Here is a 19,033-nt window from a genome sequence, read left to right on the forward strand (position 1 = left end):
TGACTTTTATGTTATCCTACACTACCTTCCAGGGTAATGGATAATAATTTTTGCGCTTCCACGGCAAATTCCATGGGAAGCTGGTTTAAAACTTCTTTTGCGTATCCGTTCACGATCATGTTCACCGCCTGTTCGCTGTCAATGCCACGCTGGTTCAGATAGAACACCTGGTCTTCCCCGATCTTGGAGGTGGTGGCCTCGTGCTCTACCATGGCCGTATTGTTCTTTGATTCGATGTAAGGGAACGTGTGCGCGCCGCAACGGTCGCCTATCAGCAGTGAGTCGCACTGCGTGAAGTTACGGGCGTTGGAGGCGTTCGGGCCGATCTTCACGAGCCCGCGGTAGGTGTTCTGGCCGTGCACGGCGGAGATACCTTTGGAGATGATCCGGCTTTTGGTGTTTTTACCGATGTGGACCATCTTGGTACCGGTGTCCGCCACCTGTTTTTTGGAGGTCACGGCCACGGAATAGAACTCACCGATGGAGTTGTCGCCCTGCAGGATCACGCCGGGATATTTCCAGGTGATGGCGGAGCCGGTTTCCACCTGCGTCCAGGATATTTTGGAGTGGTGGCCTTTGCAGATGCCGCGTTTGGTCACGAAGTTGTAGATGCCGCCTTTACCGTCCTTGTCACCGGGGTACCAGTTCTGCACGGTAGAGTATTTGATCTCGGCATTGTCGAGCGCAATGAGTTCCACCACGGCGGCGTGGAGCTGGTTTTCGTCCCGCATGGGGGCGGTGCAGCCTTCCAGGTAGCTCACGTAGCTGCCTTCGTCCGCGATGATGAGGGTGCGTTCGAACTGGCCGGTATTTTTGGCGTTGATACGGAAGTAGGTAGAGAGTTCCATCGGGCAGCGTACGCCTTTTGGAATATATACGAACGAGCCATCGGAGAATACGGCGCAGTTGAGGGCGGCGTAGATATTGTCCGATTGGGGGACCACGGTGCCGAGGTATTTTTTTACCAGCTCGGGGTGGTCCTGTACGGCTTCCCCGAATGAGCAGAAGATGATGCCCAGCTCATTGAGCTGTTTTTTGAAGGTGGTAGCCACGGAGATGCTGTCGAACACCGCATCCACGGCCACGCCGGAGAGCATTTTCTGTTCTTCGAGGGGGATGCCCAGTTTTTCGAAGGTGCGGAGCAGCTCCGGGTCTACCTCGTCCAGGCTTTCATATTTCACCTTGTTTTTAGGAGCGGCGTAGTAAGAAACTCCCTGGAAGTCCACTTCCGGAAGCTCAAAGTTCTGCCAGGTGGGCATGGAGAGCTTTTTGAAGAGCTGGTAGCCTTTCAGGCGCCATTCCAGCAGCCATTCGGGCTCGTTTTTCTTCATGGATATGAACCGGATGGTTTCCTCATTCAGGCCCGGGGGCGCAATATCCATTTCGATCTGCGTCTCAAAGCCAAATTCATATTCGCGGCCCGCCAATTCCTGTAATATGTCTTGTTCTGCGCTCATGATATATGTTTCTTCTCTATCAGTTTGTCAATTTGTCAACTTTCAACGCTTCGTCCGATGACCTTTTCCGGATCGTCTATCTCAGCTTATTGCCGTAATTGCAAAGGGTTGGTGGTACAAAGATAGTACGTCGGGAGCGGTAATTTGTCAATGGTCTCCGGGAATTTCCCGCCCTGGTAATAAATAAAGCGTTTAAAATTCCGCACAAAGTTACGATATTTGCCAATAAAGCAAGTGAAAACTTGGAAAATTACAAGACACATATCACATCTTCTTCCGACCGTCTTTTATTGTTGTTAAAGACGAAGGGACCGCTGTCTACCGGCGTCATTGCGCAGGAGCTGGGGATCACGGGGGAAGGCGCGCGCCAGCAGCTGCAGCGGCTGGCGGAGGAAGGCTGGGTGCAGTTTGAATCGATCTCCCGGGGAGTAGGGCGGCCGTCGCTGATATGGCGCCTGACCGGGCGGGGCAACCGCCGTTTCCCGGATTCACACGCCGAATTGACAGTACAGCTGATCGATACGATCCGCGACGTGCTGGGTGATGAAGCGCTGGAAAACGTGATCAGCGCCCGCGAGTATAAAGTGCTGTTAAGATATTATGATATTCTTGTATTGGAAGACGGCCTGGAGGCGAAAGTCGCCAAATTTGCCGCCCTCCGTTCATCCGACGGCTACCTGGCCGAGTGGCGGAAAGACGGGGATGGCTACCTGCTGATCGAAAACCATTGCCCCATTTGCGCGGCGGCCAACGCCTGCCACGATATCTGTAAAGTGGAACTGCAGACTTTCCGGGAAATGTTCAAGGAATGGGCCACCGTAGAGCGGCTGGACCATGCCATCGAGGGCGCGCAGCATTGCGCGTACCGCATCATGCCCGTTTAATTCTCCTTACTTTTCCGGCTCAAAATCCAGCGACACCGAGTTCATGCAAAAGCGCTTGTAAGTAGGCGCCGGCCCATCGTCGAAGATATGCCCCAGGTGCGAATTGCACCGGCCACATTCTACCTCTATGCGGTGCATGCCGTAGGAATTATCCTCCTTGTAAATAACGCTGTTAGGCCGGATGGCCTCAAAGAAGCTCGGCCAGCCGCAGGTGCTGGCGAACTTGGCATCCGAGCGGAAGAGCACGTTGCCGCAGACAGCGCAATAGTAGGTTCCTTTTGTTTCACTGTCCCAGTACTCCCCTGAAAAGGCGCGTTCCGTGCCCTGTTCCCGCGCGATGTGGTAAAGCTCCTTTGGGAGAATCTTTTTCCATTCGGCATCGCTGACGTTGAGGTGGGTGGTGTCTGTACGGGAGTAGTAGGGATTGTTTTGATGGTCTTTCATGTGCTGGTTTTGTTGGGCGTTGCCTTTGCAGGCGAACAGGGTGATGATGAATGCGGACAATATGGTTGTCATTTTCATAGCCTAAAGGTCGGGAAAATGACGGAATTAAGAGGCGCTTGTTATTTTGGTTTTCTTTGGCGATGGTAGTGGGTTCTGTATGTTGTAATTATTTGATAATCAATATATAAGCCATATGTAAGCCATAGATAATTCATATCTCATTAGGACGGCTTGTATATGGGAAACATATGGGTTATATATGGCTTATATATGGGTTATCTCCTGTAAGTTGCTATAGGAGAGGGTTTGCAGGAATATTCTCTTCGGCGGGGAAATGCTTGTGGGCTTGATTGTTTGTTGTGGAGAGTGGTATTCGGATAGTTTATCGGGCGAGATTGATTTTTAATATTTTTTTTTACCTTTGAGCCCCCGGGTAAACGACCTGGGTTTTTTTGACTCTGTAGCTCAGTTGGTAGAGCAGCTGACTCTTAATCAGCGGGTCTAGGGTTCGAGTCCCTACAGGGTCACAACTACAAGAGATCAGAAATGATCTCTTTTTTTATGCCTGCTTACCCCAGGTATGCAAATTGGAAATTAAAATAGGTATTTTTGGTATATGCATATACGGAGCCTTCGCCTTGAAAATTTCAAACGGTTTACTGATCTTACTATTCAGGATATTCCTGAACAGGCGAAGCTTGTATTATTAATAGGCAGTAATGGAAGTGGGAAAAGTAGTGTTTTTGATGCATTCCAGGTATTTGGTACGCAGAGCGGTAAATCTAATAAAGCTTTGAATGTTGATGTGTTCAAAGATCCAGCTGTAAAAACATTCAAAATTACTGCTGACACTTTCGAATATGGTTCCATATCGAACGAAAACTATACTTCATATCACACAGAAGGCATCAATTATGGTAGTTTCTATGGCCGTACCAGCTTCCGGCAGATTCCAAGATTGACAAGATTAGCATTGGGAAGTCAAAATGTTCAGATTGAAAGAGACAGTGACAGGGCCGCTTCATTTATAGACAGAGACGAACGCTTTGAGAACGATCTTGAACATTTATTCGGGAAACTGTTAAAAGAATTTTTTCGTAGTAATGATGATAAGTCGGAGATTAAAGAACGGATCATAAATCCCATAAATGAAGCGCTTTTCAGGATCTTCAATAAAAGTTCTGACACGGTGATTTCACTTCTTGAAATTATCCCCCCATTGGAAGGGAAAGTAGCCGAAATTAACTTCAAAAAGGGGAATTCTGTATTTCATTATAACTATCTAAGCGCCGGCGAGAAGGAAGTATTTAATATTTTGTTGAACCTCATTGCCAGACGGGAATACTATCAAAATACGATATACTATTTCGACGAAATAGACCTTCATCTGAATACAGCCCTTCAATATAGTTTTTTAAAGGAAATAGCAGAAAACTGGATACCTGCAGATTGCCAGCTTTGGACCGCCAGCCATTCACTTGGATTTATTGAATATGCCAATAAATCTGAGCGTGCGGTTATTGTTGATTTTGATGACCTGAATTTCGATCTTCCCCAGGTACTGGTACCTGAGCCAAAAGAAAGTAAAGATGTTTATGAAATTGCGGTTGGCAAAGAGTTTCTCCCTTCCATTTTTGGAGAAATGAATATTTTCTTTGTGGAAAACAACGACAGGGATTACTATGCCCTGGCTGGAATTGATAATACCATATTCGTTTCAGATAATAGCCGGAATAATGTATATCATAAAGTACGAACCTCTGAGTTTATGGGAATTGTTGACCGGGATTATCTCTCAGATAGTGACATAAAAGAGATCAGAAATCATTATCCACGCCTTCATTTACTGGAGTATTATAGTATAGAAAACTACCTGTATCATCCGGATAACCTGGAAGAGTATTTTCTTGACCTTAAAAAGGATTTCAACAAAGAACAATACGTACGTGATCTGATCTCGGCCAAAAATCAGTGCAAAGATGGGATTATTCCTTCTCTGAGTCTTAAAAGGACTGAATATCCTTATTTTGGAGAACCCGAATACAATGGTAAGTCACTTCAAAACCGGTTTAAGAACAAGCAGGAAAATTTTGCAGAATCTCAAGTGATCGCCGGTTATCTTGCAAGCGACAACTTTGATGATTTCTATAAAGTACTTCCTATGAAAACATATTGCACTCAGTTACCACAGCGGCAAAATATCATCAAGTCTGATCTTGCTAAAACCGGGTGGTTTAAGAAACAGATTCAGAGAATCCTGGGTAATTTAAAGCATTAAAAAATACGAGTTTACGAGTTGGCGTTAGCTTATAAGTATCTCTTTAGGGCCTCTCCAGTTATATGACAGTAATTTTCAATGTCAAACTGTATAAATCGTATCTGGCGACTTTTCATTTCCCGTAATATTGTTCTCGCCATATGAGAAAAAATTAGGCCACCCTCCGGATTTCAGAGTGAGGTATCGCTTCTACAGTAAAGAAGAAGGAGGAAGGGACCGACTGCCGCACCAAGGTTATCGCTCGGATTTTAGCTATGGCAGCGGTGACCACTATGAATATTCCATGATCTGGCCGGAATTCGAAGACCCCAACGGTGAAGTGATATTGGAGGATGATTGTCCGGTGCCTCAAAGTGGCACAGCCAGAATGTGGATTATAATTCCCGAAAGGCGAGGCGTACATAGACAGAAAATAACGATCGGGCTTATTGGATATTTTATGGAAGGCTCCCGTAAGGTTGCAGAATGTGAAGTTATTGATCTGGGGCTGCCCGTTTTTATACCAACCTGTAAATAAACTCTTCTATCTCCATTTGCCGTGCATTTGCAAAACCCTTATCCGTACCAATCTTTATAAAACCACATTTTTCCAGCACCTTTTGTGAGCCAAAATTGTCAAACGCAACCCGTCCAAAAATAGGTCTTGCGCTTACAATGGTTAGAAAGTTGCTGAGTGCTGTTGTAGCGATCCCCCTTCCCCAAAAGCTTCTGTCTATCCAATATGTAATTTCGGCATCACCTTCCATTTCAAATTTTGCGATGCTGCCTACAACGGTTTCGTCCACCAGAATTGTCTGCATATTTATTGTAGGATCATCCAGAAATTTTGAAAATTTTGCAAAATAGGCTTCCAGGTTGGGTTGGTCTTTGGGAGTAAATGCTGCCAGGTAGTTCGCCTCCCTGTCGAGCTGAAACCGGAACAAGATCTCTAAATCGGATCTTTGTGTTTGTCTGAGTTTTACTGCTATATTTCGCATAATAACGCCAATCATTTATAAATGAAATTACGGATTCAACGTATTCTTATAAATCACCCCATCTTTTGTATAATCCAGCGTGAACTGAACCACTAAATCCGGGCTAAACTGGACCATTAATTCTGTGCCATCTTCTCTTCCTATCCAAAGTTCTTTGTTGCCGCGTCAATCCATATCAGATTCAGCAAGACAATATACCAGTGGAATTTCATCATTACCACATTCAAATATAAATAATGACATCAAAATACGATCGCCCTGAAATAGAATTATTTCAACCATCGTACGATGTACCAGGTATTTGAGACGAATCGCCAAAACATTGAACAGTACGTTTCGTACAGGTTTATTTATTTTGAAAAATTGGAAAGGATTGCTGCCGGGGGACTGCAGCTGTCATTAAAATTAATATCATGCGTTTGTTTTTATCGTTGCTGCTCTGCGCTCTTTTTCTTACAACGAATGCCCAGCAGCTGGTGTTGCCGGGCGATCATCCTGATCCTTCAGTAGTAAAAATCCGTGATCAATACTGGGCTGCAGGCACAACTTCCAACTGGTTCCCGATCTTTCCATTGTACCATTCCAAAGACCTTGTAAACTGGGAAGCTGCCGGACACGTGTTCACAGAGAAGCCTGCATGGGCCGATTACTATATGTGGGCGCCCGAAATCACTTATGATAACGGGAAAGTATATATGTATTATACGGCTCACAAAAAAAATGGAAGCTTATGTATAGCGGCTGCGGTAGCCGAAAAACCGGAAGGCCCATATAAAGATCTGGGGCCGCTTATATGCCAGGAATACGGATCGATAGACGCTTTTCCCATGCGGGACGAGAACGGTAAGTTATATATGATATGGAAAGAAGATGGCAATAGTGCTGGTAAACCTACGCCTATATGGGCCGCAGAAATGCGGGAGGACAGGACTGCATTGGTGGGAGAGAAGAAAGAACTTTTCCGTGCGGATGCCTCCTGGGAAAAGGGCCTGGTGGAAGGCGTTTCTATAATAAAACATAACAATTACTTCTATGCGCTGTATGCGGCAGCGGCTTGCTGCGGTAAGACGTGCAATTATGGAACCGGCGTTGCCAGGGCAAAAAACCTGCTTGGACCCTGGGAAAAGTTTCCGGGAAATCCTGTGTTATCGGGTAATGCCGACTGGAAATGTCCCGGCCACGGAACACCTGTTGAAAAGGACGGCAGGTTCTATTTCCTTTATCATGCGTATAGTACAAGCAGCGGGGCTTATGGCGGACGGCAGGGCTTATTGAATGAATTTGAATTTACGCCCGATGGATGGCTCCGTTTTTTAAACGGTAAGGATTATGTCAGGCCGGTAACGTCCCCCGGATTTGTTGACGATTTTCCAGACGCCAGGCTTGCCGGCAGCTGGTATTGGAGCATATTTCAGGATGTGCGGTACGCTATCTCACAAAATACATTAAGGCTAAAGGCACTTCCGGCCGCTTGTGGCGCGTATATTGGCCGCTCCGTTTTGTCCCGGAATTATAATGCGGAAGTTACGGTCATGAAGGAATCCACATCGCAGGCAGGGATTGCCCTGATAGGGGACGATAAGAATATGGTATACGCAACCATTCACAATAATCATATCCGCCTGGTAGAATTGAGGAAGGGCAAAGCAGCGGTAATTGCCCAAAAGAAGATCAAGATGCCTTCGCAGCTGGTGCTGAAAGTAAAGGTTGCAAACAATACACAGGCCTCTTTTATGTACAGTACGGATGGCGTACAGTTTAAAATATTGAATGTCAAGGCGGCTGATATTTCTTTTCTGCCCCCGTGGGACAGGGCTGTGCGTGTAGGACTGGTTTCGAAAGGACCGCTGGGAGCGGAGGCGCTCTTCCGGAAGTTTGCGCTTGTCAGCGAGTAGACAGCCGGGCATGATTTGATACAATTCGACAAAATGTTGAACAGAATTTGCGATCGGGATATATTTCCTTTGTGCAGGAATACGTCCACAATGTATTGGAAGACTGCGTCTGACCGGTGACCGTGATTTTACGCCCATACTTACGCCTATACTATGATAAACCGGCTAATAATAACGATAAAGAAAGCGGTATGAAAATATCTGTTATCATCGCTGGAGTTTTTTTCACTTCGGTTTTGTTGACATGTTGCAGCAAAGGAAGTGATAGTCCCGAGCCAGCCCCCGGGCCGGATATAAAAAAGGACTCCGCGGCGTATGACCTCGAAAACTTTCCGGAAGGGTCACAGCCTGAAAAAATAGGCGTAAAACTAACCGAACGTTTTCTGCAGACAAAACCCTCCTATTGGGGGAACGTAAATTCCCAGTATACGGCCGATCATATCACTTATCCTGATGTATGTGCCTGGCTGGGAGCATTCTGGTTTACAAAGGCTATCAAAAATGAGGAGCTGCAAAATGCACTGGTCAGCAAGTTTGAACCTTTATTTACGACTGAAAAGCACTTGCAGCCAAACTTGAATACCACCGCGGGTAATAAAGTGGATTATTATGTTTTTGGAGCGGTTCCGCTTGAGATATATAAGGGGAAAAAAGAAAGCAGGTATCAGGACCTCGGAATGAAGTATGCCGACGGGCAATGGACGTTACCTTCCAATGCAACGCAATCGCAAAAAGACTGGTACGCAGATGGTTATTCCTGGCAGACGCGCCTGTGGATCGATGACATGTTTATGATAACGGCATTGCAGGCCCAGGCATATCTGGCTACAGGAGATGAAAAGTACATGGAGCGTACCGCAAGGGAAATGGTGCTGTACCTTGACCGGCTGCAACGCAGCAACGGCTTGTTCTTTCATGCTCCCGACGCACCGTTTTTCTGGGCGCGTGGCAATGGCTGGATGGCTGTCGGAATGGCGGAAGTACTGCGCATCCTGCCCAAAGAGACCCGTTATAATGTTTACCGGGAAAGAATTATGAAGGGTTATCGGGCGATGATGGCGACTTTACTGAAATACCAGATGAATGACGGGATGTGGGGGCAGCTGATTGATAATATGTCGGCATGGAAAGAAACATCCGGGAGTGCCATGTTCACATACGCGATGATCACAGGTGTCAGGAACGGTTGGCTCGATAAGGAAAAATATGGCACGGCCGCCCGCAAGGCGTGGCTGGCGTTGCTCACATACCTGGATGCAAACTATGATATCAGGAATGTGTGCGAAGGCACCGGGGCGAAGAACGATTATCAATACTATCTGGATAGAAGGCGGTGGACAGGGGATCTGCATGGTCAGGCAGCCCTTTTATGGTGCGCCTATGCTTTGTCTCGTCCCGATAAGCCAGACTGATAAAAAACGAACAGCGAAAAAAATAACGAGAATATCAAATCCACGATTTATGAGAAGACTTCTAAAGAAGGTAAAAGGTGCGCAGTGTACTTCAGCACTGTGCAGGATACCACGTCTTGGAGCGCTTGCCGTGCTCTTCCAACTGCTAGGTACAGGTATCGCCTATTCACAAAATGATCCTGTTGTGCCCAGGGAGACACAACAAAACAAAAAGCGTATTACAGGCAGGGTAACGTCTTCAAGCGGAGAGCCGCTGCCAGGGGCTTCCGTGAGAATCAAGAACACAAGTATTGGTACTGCTACGAATAATGACGGGCTCTATGTTATTGACGCGCTTGCTACAGATGTGCTTTCATTCAGCTATACGGGCTTTTTGACAAAAGACACTACAATGAATGGCAGTGGCGTTTTGAATGTCATGCTTCAGCCGGATGTGCTGTTGAACGAGGAGGTGGTTGTAGTAGGTTATGGCAAGCAGAAGCGGGCGGCCATGGTTAGCTCCATAAGCACTGTCGGCTCGCAGGAATTGAGGTCTCCCTCCGGTAACCTTACAGGTAATCTTGCCGGTCAGCTTTCGGGTCTTATCAGCATCCAGCGTACCGCGGAGCCGGGCAGGGACGATGCGGAGTTCTGGATCAGGGGCATCAGCACCTTCAGGGGAGGCTCCAAACCTTTGATCCTGGTAGACGGTATACCACGTGAGATAAATGATATTGAACCAGACGAAATTGAAACCTTTTCCGTGCTGAAGGATGCGGCGGCAACGGCGGTTTACGGTGCTGAAGGCGCAAACGGCGTTATTCTTGTAACCACCAAGCGGGGGATCGTATCCAGGCCCAGGATATCTTTCCGTGCCGAACATTCAATGGCCAGTCCTCAAAGACTGCCCGAGTTCGTGGATTCGTGGGAATACCTTGAACTGGCCAATGAAGCGTTGTTCAACGATGGGTTTGACCCCTATATGACCGCGGAGCAGATTGAAAAGTACCGCAGCCGCGAGGATAACGATCTGTATCCAAATACCAACTGGATGGATGAGCTGCTGGCGAAAAATGTGCAGAACCAGCGCTACACTTTAAATTTCAGGGGCGGAGCGGAAAACGCCAAATACTTCGTATCGATGGCTTATTTCAACCAGGAAGGGGTGTTCAAGAAGAACCCGTTGGGCAAATATGACAGCGACTTTGATTTTCAGCGGTATAACCTCCGCAGCAATATAGATCTGAGAGTAAGCAAGACCACTCAACTGAATATCGACCTTGGCGGCCAGTATGTCAACAGGCTCACTGCTAACCGGTCGCCCGATGATGTTTTCGGCTTTATGCTCAATACGCCGCCGCACCTGTTCCCCACTATTTACAGTGACGGCACCCTGGCTACCTACGAAATACAAAGTGATGGCAACAACCGCAGCCCATACAATATGCTGTACAACCAGGGGTACCGGAAGGAGTTTAGCACACAGATACAATCCAACATAGGTCTGACGCAGGATCTGAAGGTGATCACGGCCGGTCTGAGCGCCAATGCCAAGGTCAGCCTGGACTATGAGGGGAATGCGTCTACGCTGCGTAACTACTGGCCCAGCCTGTACCACGCCACCGGGCGCGATGCAGACGGTAATCTGGTATATATAACATCTGTTTCCGGCAGCCCCCAGCTGACAGATCCAGAGTTTACAGGTACCAGCTCCTACCGCAATATATATGTGGAAGGATCGCTTAACTATGCGCGTGGTTTCGGGCAGCATAATGTAGGAGGCATGTTGCTCTACATGCAGAAGGAGAACCAGCGGAGCGATGCGGTGCTTCCCTATAGGAAACAGGGCCTCGTGGGACGTGTCACCTATTCTTTCGATAACCGCTATTTCATTGAGGGGAATTTCGGTTATACCGGTAGCGAAACATTTGCGAAAGGAAACCGGTTTGGATTTTTCCCCGCCGTGGGCGTAAGCTATTTCGTTTCCAACGAGCATTTCTATCCCGAAGGACTGAAGAATGTGCTGAACAGCGCCAAGATCAGGCTGTCCTACGGCCGTACCGGTAATGATAATACCGGCGGCTCCCGTTTTCTTTACCGGGCCACTTTCAAAACAGACGGTTATACATTCAACCAGGGCATCGGTTCCACAGGCGGTACCAATGGGATGGGCGCGGGCATCAACGACCTGCTGTTTGTCAATAATACCATTGCCTGGGAAATCGAGGACAAGCGCAATGTGGGGCTTGACCTGGGATTTTTCAACAACAGGATCGAGCTGACGGCAGACTACTTTAACAACCGCCGTTCAGGCATCCTGATACAACGCAATACCATCTCCGCTGTAGCGGGATTCCATGCCAACCCCTGGGAGAATTATGGCATCGTGGATAATCATGGTGTGGACGCAAGCTTCAAAAGCAGCCATAACATCGGCCAGTTCAGGATAACTACCAGGGGAACTTTCACTTTTGCCCGCAACAAAATTATAGAATACGATGAGCTGCCGCAAAACCATCCCTGGATGGAAGTTACCGGTACGCGGGTGGGAGACCGTTCCGTTTATATTGCCGAGCGGCTCTATACAGATGACGATTTTATCAAAACACAAAACGCCAACGGCACTTACTCCTACCAGTTAAAACCGGGGTTGCCGGTGGTATCCATGCAGGGAACACTGGGGCCGGGCGATATCAAATTTGCTGACCTGAACAATGACAACATCATTGACAACAATGACAGGAAAAGAGGAGTAGGCCACCCCGAAAACCCCGAGATCAATTATGGTTTTGGTGTAAATGCAGAGTATAAAGGAGCCTATATAAGCGTCTTCTTCCAGGGGACCGGAAATTCCGCTACTTTGCTGGGTGAGGGTAACAGTACTTTCTGGCCTTTCAACTGGGGTATAGAGAAAGCGAATTACCGGACGGCCTTCCTGGACCGCTGGACGGCGGAAGATCCCCGGCAAGACGTTGTAATGCCGAGAATCCACAGCCACTATTCCTACAACGTGAACAAAGAACCCAATACCTGGTGGTTACGGAACAGCAGCTTCCTTCGTTTGAAAAATGTGGAAATAGGTTATGCGCTTCCAAAGGAGCTGGCCCGGAAACTCAGGCTGGGCGGCGCCAGGGTGTACCTGATGGGGTACAACCTCTATGTTTGGGACGATGTAAAATACTGGGACCCGGAAATGGGGAATCGCAACAAGGGTATGAGCTACCCCATGTCCCGCTCTTTTACGTTCGGTCTTGAGCTAAACCTATAGCATTCAGAAGGAAAATCACCATTTGGCAGCGCAGGCTATCCGGCCTTAAAAATTTTACGAATGAAAAAAACAAAAATTATAAATACACTTTTGATAACTCTTTCCCTGGGATATTTTACTTCCTGTAGTAAGTATCTGGATGTGTCCGATGAGCTGGCAGGCGGTATCAGCGATATCTCCCAGGTATTCGATAACGTGGACCGTACCAGGAAGTGGTACTCCCAGGTTTTTGCCAACCGCCCCGACTATTCCATGATATGGGTAGAAACAGACGGTATGGGCAACCCGTGGACTGCTTACGCTGATGAGATATATACAAGGCTGGCCAACAACTCGGGAAAATATAACGAGTGGAACTCCTCCAACTCCGCCGCGCAAAGGTGGGGCAAGCTTTACGAAAGTATCCGTCAGGCCAATATATTCCTGGAACAGGTAAGGCCCATTGTTGAAGAAGGCGGCCCCGGCGCAGCAGTACTTACCGAGCCGGAAGTAGAAAGTTACAAAGCCAACGTGCGGTTTATGAGGGCGCTGTACCACTATTACCTGATGGAGCTTTATGGCCCCATACCGATTGTGGACCATTCCATGACTTTGGAAGATGAGCTGGACCTGCCCCGGAATTCGCTCGATGAAGTGATAAACTTTATCGATGCGGAACTGCTGGCATCTATGCAGGGCATGGAGCAGGAACCTTATCACAACAATGAATCCTATCGTGCCGTTCCCACGAAGGGCGTTGCATTGGCCGTTCGGGCAAAACTGTGGGCCTATGCCGCCAGCCCGCTCTTCAACGGAGGGTTTGCCGAAGGAAGACAATTAACGAACAAAGACGGCAAACGCCTGTTCCCTGACCGCGACGAAAGCAAGCTGCAGAAAGCTATGCAGACCTGTAAAGATCTTATTGAATATGCTGAGCAGGGCGGCCGGTATCAGCTTTATAGAAACAGCGGCACTTTCGATCCCGCTAAATCTGTATACGAACTGTTCCAGCAGTACAATACGGAAATTATCTGGGCCAACTCGGCCACATCCTGGAAAGCCTACAACGGTGGTGGTTTTGACCAGTACGCCACCCCCAGGAGCGAGCCTTCTGGTCTTGGCGGCTTTCACGTATTGCAGGAGCTCGTTGATGATTTTTATATGTCGGACGGTTATCCTGCCAAAAGCACTGCTTTCCTTGAGGCATCTCCTTCATACAGCGAAATCGGTTTTGGTACGCTGGATGGAGTAGAAGTTTCCAAAATGTATATCGGGCGTGAACCGCGTTTTTATAACACGATCACTTTTTCCGGCAAAAAATGGCATATCAGCAACAATGAGGTGCAGTTTTACAAAGGTGGTAATTCGGATAACTCGGTAGGCGATGGCGCCCCGTTTACCGGATATCTTTTATACAAGAGAATGAACCGTACGGTGTATGGCCGTTCTCCGGGCGTAACCTCCATGTACAGACCTTCCATCATCTTCCGCCTCGCAGAGTTTTACCTGCTGTATGCCGAAATGCTCAATGAAGTGTCGCCTTCAGATCCGGATGTGCTCAAATACGTTAACCTGATACGGGAACGTGCCGGCCTGCCGAAGCTGGAAGATCTGAACCCTGCCATAGCAGGCAACCAGGAGTTGCAGCGCGAAGCCATACGCCACGAAAGACGTATAGAGCTGGCTACCGAAGGTCAGCGTTATTTCGATGTACGCCGTTGGATGATAGCCGAAAATACGCCCGACCAGGGTGGTCAGGGCGGTGATTTTACAGGTATGACCCCGGATGGGAATAAAGCGGCATATCATGTACGCAGAAAGGTACAGACCCGTAGCTTCAAACGTAAGAACTACCTGTTTCCTATACCGCTGGCCGAAATGCAGAGAAGTAAAAACCTTGTACAGAATCCCGGCTGGTAACATAAAAAACTATCTACTTTAAATTGAATTGTATGTTGAACAATAATAAAGTATTCGCATTTGCGGCTACGTTCCTGCTGTTCGGCCTGTTGCTCGCAGGCTGCGGAAAAAGTTTCCTGGAGGTAAACGAAGTGGGTGTGGAAAGTATTACGATAAGCGAAGAGCTTGGCAACGGCGTTACGCTGCTGAAAGGCACTACGCTCGATGCTGGCTGGAAAGTGACCGTACTGCCCGAAAATGCAACGGACCGGGCGGAGAACTTTTCTTCCTCCAACCCGGATGTGGCCTCGGTAAACGGTATGGGCGTGGTAACAGCCAATACCGAAGGTACTGCAGACATTACCATATCAGTAGGCGGAAAGAACGTTGAATTTACGGTAACAGTAGTAAACAAGATTATTGTACCGGCTACAGGTATCCAGTTCCTGTCATCCGAACTGGAACTGAAAAAGGGAGAAACGCTCAGCTTGCCTGGTCAGATTACGCTTACGCCGGCTGATGCAAATGACGGATTGGATTATACCTCTTCTGATGCGGCTGTGGCTGCAGTAAATGAGGAAGGCCTGCTGGAAGGCATTTCGTTGGGAACGGCCACCATCACCGTTGCATCCAAACAAAATCCATCTGTTAAGGCTACGCTGACGGTGCAGGTAATGCCCTTTAGCGGCGATTACTCAAGGGCTGACTGGACGATGACAGCCTCCCATGAGCTGATGATAGCCACCAACAACCCGGAAGGAAATTCATTGTCGGCCGCCATTGACGGTGATCTTGCCACCAATTTCTGCCTCGTAAGGCCGGGTAAAACATCCGGTACTACCACCAAGGTAAGTGTGCCTTCCGGATCAGCTATTTATTTTATTGTAGACATGAAGACGGCCCAGGATGTGAACTACTTTAGAATACGTCACAGGAACATCACCCAAACCTTCATAAGATGGTACGCATTTGATGAAATATCAGGCAGCAACGATGGTACAAATTTCGAGGTGATCGCAACAGATGTGGTTATTCCCGATGCCGCAACAGCATCCGTGGAGGAGTCTGTTAATATACCCCTGCCAAAATCCAACTACCGTTACCTGAAATTCTATGCGCAGAAAGCACAATGTTTTAACCAGGCATCGTACACATCACAGGGCAATACGGTACAAATACAGGAGTTATATCTTGGTGTAACGCCCTAAGTAAAATGCATTTTATGAAACGATTAATAGTCGCGGTATGTATGCTCAGCATTGCATTAATAGGCAATGCCTGCCATAAATCATCGGATACTCCTGGCGGACCGCCGCCGCCGGAAAACCCACCCCCGTCATCCGGGGGTGGTGATTTATCCGCATTCACGATAGACAGTACATTTACCAACCCGATCATGCCCGGCGGCGCTGATCCCTGGGTGATCGAAAAAAACGGGACATACTACTATACTTATACCCAGGGCAGCAAACTGGTTATCCTGGAAACAAAAAACATGTCATCGCTTGCATCGGCACGCAGGCACGAAGTCTGGACGCCTCCCTCCGGTCAGCCTTATTCAAAGAACCTGTGGGCGCCCGAGCTTCACGAGATCGATGGGAAATGGTATTTTTATTTTGCAGCCGATGACGGCGCGAATGCCAACCATCGCATGTATGTGCTTGAGAATGCTTCGCCTACTCCTGTAGAAGGGAACTGGCTGATAAAGGGGAAAATATCCGACCCGTCAAATCAATGGGCGATCGATGGCACAGTATTAGAGCATGGCGGCCAGATGTATATGCTCTGGTCGGGAGGTAATGCCGGGGCGCCGCCGCAGCATATTTATATTGCAAAGATGAGCAACCCCTGGACCATCTCGGGCGAAAAAGTGATCATATCCTCGCCTGCCTATGATTGGGAAAAGAAAGGCAACCCTATCAATGAAGGACCACAGGTGCTGATCAATCCCCAGGGCCGGGTATTTGTGGTGTATTCCGGCAGCGGCTACTGGGTAGATGGCTACTGCCTGGGATTGCTCACACTTAAAGAAAACGGGAATCCTATGAATCCTTCCGACTGGACGAAGAAGGACCAGCCTGTTTTTTCCATGAGAGCAGAAAGCGGCGCATATGGCCCGGGACACAATGGCTTTTTTAAATCGCCCGACGGCAAGGAAGACTGGATCATTTACCATGCACGTACCCGCGCGGGCGGGGGCGACGGTAACGGCCGCAACCCGCGTATCCAGCGCTTTACCTGGAACGTTGACGGGTCCCCCAACTTCGGGGCCCCGGCGAATATTGCCATACCGCAAAACCGCCCATCCGGCGAGAAATGGCGATACATATATCCCAAGACGAAATGGGCCATTGCCGCATTCAGCTCGGAGGAAACCGTCAACAGCCGTTTGGCATCCCGCCTGATAGATAATAATACCGCTACTTTCTGGATTGCGCGGTATTCTTCCGATCCAACGGATTATCCCGGACATTGGGTGACCGTGGATATGGGAGAAGGATCCGGGGTTGATGGCTTTATCATCAATCAGAAAGAAGGTGACCGCAAAATAAAGGAACTGCAGTTGCTGATCAGTAATGACAACAATTCCTGGGAAAACCTTGGTGTGTTTACCCTCAATAATATCGATCTGTTGAAGCAATACATAGATCTGCCCCAACGCAAGCAGTTCCGCTATTTCAGGCTGGCTCCCAAATCCGGTTATGATGCGCAGCGTCAACCCGGCCTGGCGGAGGTATCTGCATTCAGATTTAAAGATTGATCAATGGTTCATCGAAAAATAGCTTTATGTTTAAAAATTTGTTTTTATCGTTACTAACCGTTTTTTCTATTCAGGGTGTATCCGCGCAGCAGAATTTCCTGTCGGGTTTCCCGAAGGGGTTTGCGCCGAAAGAGGTTGGGAAAGATCTGGCATATCATTTCATTGACAGCAGGCATGATCTGTATGCAGCGAGATGGATACATTATGCCGAAGTTTGTACATGGAACGGCGCACTGGACTATGCGCTGAAAGCAAAGGACCAGCAGCTTGTCAAACTGTTGCAGCGTAAATTCGAGCCCTTCTTTGGCAGGGAAAAGGCGCTGCTGCCGCCCATGAACCATGTGGATTATAATATGTTCGGAAGTATTGCACTCAAACTCTACCAGGTAACAAAAGATAACCGGTACCGGGATATGGGACTGGCTTATGCTGATGCCCAGTGGAACGTGCCGGAAAATGCAACACCGGCCGAGAAAGCATGGAGTGAAAAAGGGTATTCCTGGCAGACACGCCTCTGGATTGACGATATGTACATGATCACCGTTGTACAAAGGGAGGCATACAAAGTTACCGGAGATATAAAATATATTGATCGCGCGGCAAAGGAAATGGTGCTGTACCTGGATGAATTGCAACGCCCCAACGGTCTTTTCTATCATGCACCGGATGTTCCTTTATACTGGGCAAGGGGAGATGGCTGGATGGCTGTAGGGATGGCCGACCTGCTGCGTGATCTGCCCAAAGACCACAAGGACAGGCCGCGTATTATGGCAGGTTACCTCGCCATGATGAAAAGCCTGAAGGATTACCAAAGACCAGAAGGGATGTGGAACCAGTTGATTGATGAGCCGGACTTTTGGGCAGAGACATCCGGAACGGCCATGTTCACCTATGCGTTTATCCGGGGTATTCAACAAGGCTGGTTAGATGCCGCGGAATACGGCCCCGCCGCACGGAAAGCCTGGATGGCCATGGTCCCGTATATCGACGAACGCAAAAATGTGACCGAAGTGTGTATTGGTACGGGCAAGAAGAATGATAAAGCGCACTACGCCAACCGTCCGCGCAATGCAGGTGATTTTCATGGACAAGCGCCATATCTGTGGTGTTCGGCGGCGCTGATGGATAAATGATAGGCCCTTGCGCTGGTTCGTTATCTGCTATGGCGTCGTTTCTTTATACACCACACTGAATACTCCTTCATACTTATTGAATTCCTCCGTGAATGGGCCAGCGTATATACTGTCCTTTTTAAGATGGATGGAGAATTTTCCGAGGACGCGTCCTTCAATAGTATCAAATCCTACTATTTCAAGGCGGTTTTCTTTGGTGGAATCCAGGCTGTATTTAGCGATGATACCGGCACAGTGCTCGCAATTGGGAACGATCACGCCGGCGCCAAACTTCTCTAACTTTCCAGTGAACGTGGGGCTTCTTTTGAAATCAAACGTTATCCGTTCGTTGTTTTCTCCCCATCCTTCCACGTAATAGGTGCTGTCGTTGCTTTGGCGAAAGCCCAGCGCGGTATTCACCGCCCAGTGATCACCGTTCTTTTTAGCCCGGAAAGTGAATGTGTCCTCTTTATCCCCGTCATTTTCCATTTTTGATTTGGAGCATCCGGAGGCGATCGTCAGTAAAGCTGTGGAGATGATGATGATATATTTCATAAGTAACGTGTAAGCATGGTCCTGTTAAAAATAGTGCAAAATTGAAAAAGGCGGATCACAAATTTGACACTTGAAAAGCTGGCTGGCCGGATGATAAAAGCAGCAAAAATCCTACCTTTGAATTATATAACTG

The 19,033-nt window shown here is 48.1% G+C and carries 13 protein-coding genes and 1 tRNA gene; 10 read left to right on the forward strand and 4 right to left on the reverse strand.

Annotated features, from left to right (window positions below):
- Window positions 1–11: 11 nt before the first annotated feature.
- Window positions 12–1,457, reverse strand: coding sequence for a Fe-S cluster assembly protein SufB (sufB, locus tag CCY01nite_RS17415; RefSeq protein WP_146864498.1), 1,446 nt, complete (start codon window positions 1,455–1,457; stop codon window positions 12–14).
- A 242-nt stretch (window positions 1,458–1,699) separates the two neighbouring features.
- On the opposite strand from sufB, the gene CCY01nite_RS17420 reads away from it, so the two are divergent.
- Window positions 1,700–2,341: a helix-turn-helix transcriptional regulator gene (locus CCY01nite_RS17420; protein ID WP_146864500.1), complete on the forward strand. Its 642-nt coding sequence runs from the start codon at window positions 1,700–1,702 to the stop codon at window positions 2,339–2,341.
- 6 nt (window positions 2,342–2,347) lie between these two features.
- Here the strand turns inward: CCY01nite_RS17420 and msrB are convergent, their stop codons facing one another.
- The gene (msrB, locus tag CCY01nite_RS17425) at window positions 2,348–2,863 is read right to left on the reverse strand and encodes a peptide-methionine (R)-S-oxide reductase MsrB (protein ID WP_146864502.1); all 516 of its coding nucleotides are present in this window, start codon (window positions 2,861–2,863) and stop codon (window positions 2,348–2,350) included.
- Between the two features lie 376 nt (window positions 2,864–3,239).
- Here msrB and CCY01nite_RS17430 point away from each other — a divergent pair.
- Window positions 3,240–3,312, forward strand: a tRNA-Lys gene (locus CCY01nite_RS17430).
- 89 nt (window positions 3,313–3,401) lie between these two features.
- Window positions 3,402–5,063, forward strand: a complete 1,662-nt coding sequence (locus CCY01nite_RS17435; protein WP_146864504.1) for an AAA family ATPase — start codon at window positions 3,402–3,404, stop codon at window positions 5,061–5,063.
- 497 nt (window positions 5,064–5,560) lie between these two features.
- On the opposite strand, the gene CCY01nite_RS17445 is transcribed toward CCY01nite_RS17435, so the two are convergent.
- Window positions 5,561–6,040, reverse strand: coding sequence for a GNAT family N-acetyltransferase (locus CCY01nite_RS17445; protein WP_146864508.1), 480 nt, complete (start codon window positions 6,038–6,040; stop codon window positions 5,561–5,563).
- Between the two features lie 413 nt (window positions 6,041–6,453).
- Between CCY01nite_RS17445 and CCY01nite_RS17450 the strand changes: the two genes are divergently transcribed.
- From CCY01nite_RS17450 to CCY01nite_RS17480, 7 genes are all read left to right on the forward strand, one after another.
- On the forward strand, window positions 6,454–7,935 hold the full coding sequence (locus CCY01nite_RS17450) for a family 43 glycosylhydrolase (protein ID WP_146864510.1): 1,482 nt from the start codon (window positions 6,454–6,456) through the stop codon (window positions 7,933–7,935).
- A gap of 191 nt (window positions 7,936–8,126) precedes the next feature.
- Window positions 8,127–9,347, forward strand: a complete 1,221-nt coding sequence (locus CCY01nite_RS17455; RefSeq protein ID WP_146864512.1) for a glycoside hydrolase family 88/105 protein — start codon at window positions 8,127–8,129, stop codon at window positions 9,345–9,347.
- Window positions 9,348–9,396: 49 nt separating this feature from the next.
- Window positions 9,397–12,594 carry a SusC/RagA family TonB-linked outer membrane protein gene (locus CCY01nite_RS17460; RefSeq protein WP_146864514.1) on the forward strand — a complete coding sequence of 1,066 codons (3,198 nt, stop codon included), beginning with the start codon at window positions 9,397–9,399 and terminating at the stop codon, window positions 12,592–12,594.
- Between the two features lie 90 nt (window positions 12,595–12,684).
- Window positions 12,685–14,493 carry a RagB/SusD family nutrient uptake outer membrane protein gene (locus CCY01nite_RS17465; protein WP_222614430.1) on the forward strand — a complete coding sequence of 603 codons (1,809 nt, stop codon included), beginning with the start codon at window positions 12,685–12,687 and terminating at the stop codon, window positions 14,491–14,493.
- A 32-nt stretch (window positions 14,494–14,525) separates the two neighbouring features.
- Window positions 14,526–15,680, forward strand: coding sequence for an Ig-like domain-containing protein (locus CCY01nite_RS17470; RefSeq protein ID WP_146864518.1), 1,155 nt, complete (start codon window positions 14,526–14,528; stop codon window positions 15,678–15,680).
- A 14-nt stretch (window positions 15,681–15,694) separates the two neighbouring features.
- The gene (locus CCY01nite_RS17475) at window positions 15,695–17,233 is read left to right on the forward strand and encodes a family 43 glycosylhydrolase (RefSeq protein ID WP_146864520.1); all 1,539 of its coding nucleotides are present in this window, start codon (window positions 15,695–15,697) and stop codon (window positions 17,231–17,233) included.
- A gap of 26 nt (window positions 17,234–17,259) precedes the next feature.
- Window positions 17,260–18,366, forward strand: a complete 1,107-nt coding sequence (locus CCY01nite_RS17480; protein ID WP_146864522.1) for a glycoside hydrolase family 88/105 protein — start codon at window positions 17,260–17,262, stop codon at window positions 18,364–18,366.
- A gap of 27 nt (window positions 18,367–18,393) precedes the next feature.
- On the opposite strand, the gene CCY01nite_RS17485 is transcribed toward CCY01nite_RS17480, so the two are convergent.
- Window positions 18,394–18,900: a hypothetical protein gene (locus CCY01nite_RS17485; protein ID WP_146864524.1), complete on the reverse strand. Its 507-nt coding sequence runs from the start codon at window positions 18,898–18,900 to the stop codon at window positions 18,394–18,396.
- Window positions 18,901–19,033 lie beyond the last annotated feature (133 nt).

The sequence above is a fragment of the Chitinophaga cymbidii genome, from assembly GCF_007992715.1.
In the GTDB taxonomy this organism is placed as follows: Bacteria; Bacteroidota; Bacteroidia; order Chitinophagales; family Chitinophagaceae; genus Chitinophaga; species Chitinophaga cymbidii.

What these genes read in the sequence shown, in the direction of transcription:
- msrB (WP_146864502.1), bottom strand. Translation starts at nt 2,863, where the DNA reads ATGAAAATGACAACCATATTGTCCGCATTCATCATCACCCTGTTCGCC.
- CCY01nite_RS17455 (WP_146864512.1), top strand. Translation starts at nt 8,127, where the DNA reads ATGAAAATATCTGTTATCATCGCTGGAGTTTTTTTCACTTCGGTTTTG.
- CCY01nite_RS17480 (WP_146864522.1), top strand. Translation starts at nt 17,260, where the DNA reads ATGTTTAAAAATTTGTTTTTATCGTTACTAACCGTTTTTTCTATTCAG.
- CCY01nite_RS17470 (WP_146864518.1), top strand. Translation starts at nt 14,526, where the DNA reads ATGTTGAACAATAATAAAGTATTCGCATTTGCGGCTACGTTCCTGCTG.
- CCY01nite_RS17460 (WP_146864514.1), top strand. Translation starts at nt 9,397, where the DNA reads ATGAGAAGACTTCTAAAGAAGGTAAAAGGTGCGCAGTGTACTTCAGCA.
- CCY01nite_RS17485 (WP_146864524.1), bottom strand. Translation starts at nt 18,900, where the DNA reads ATGAAATATATCATCATCATCTCCACAGCTTTACTGACGATCGCCTCC.
- CCY01nite_RS17445 (WP_146864508.1), bottom strand. Translation starts at nt 6,040, where the DNA reads ATGCGAAATATAGCAGTAAAACTCAGACAAACACAAAGATCCGATTTA.
- CCY01nite_RS17475 (WP_146864520.1), top strand. Translation starts at nt 15,695, where the DNA reads ATGAAACGATTAATAGTCGCGGTATGTATGCTCAGCATTGCATTAATA.
- CCY01nite_RS17450 (WP_146864510.1), top strand. Translation starts at nt 6,454, where the DNA reads ATGCGTTTGTTTTTATCGTTGCTGCTCTGCGCTCTTTTTCTTACAACG.
- sufB (WP_146864498.1), bottom strand. Translation starts at nt 1,457, where the DNA reads ATGAGCGCAGAACAAGACATATTACAGGAATTGGCGGGCCGCGAATAT.
- CCY01nite_RS17435 (WP_146864504.1), top strand. Translation starts at nt 3,402, where the DNA reads ATGCATATACGGAGCCTTCGCCTTGAAAATTTCAAACGGTTTACTGAT.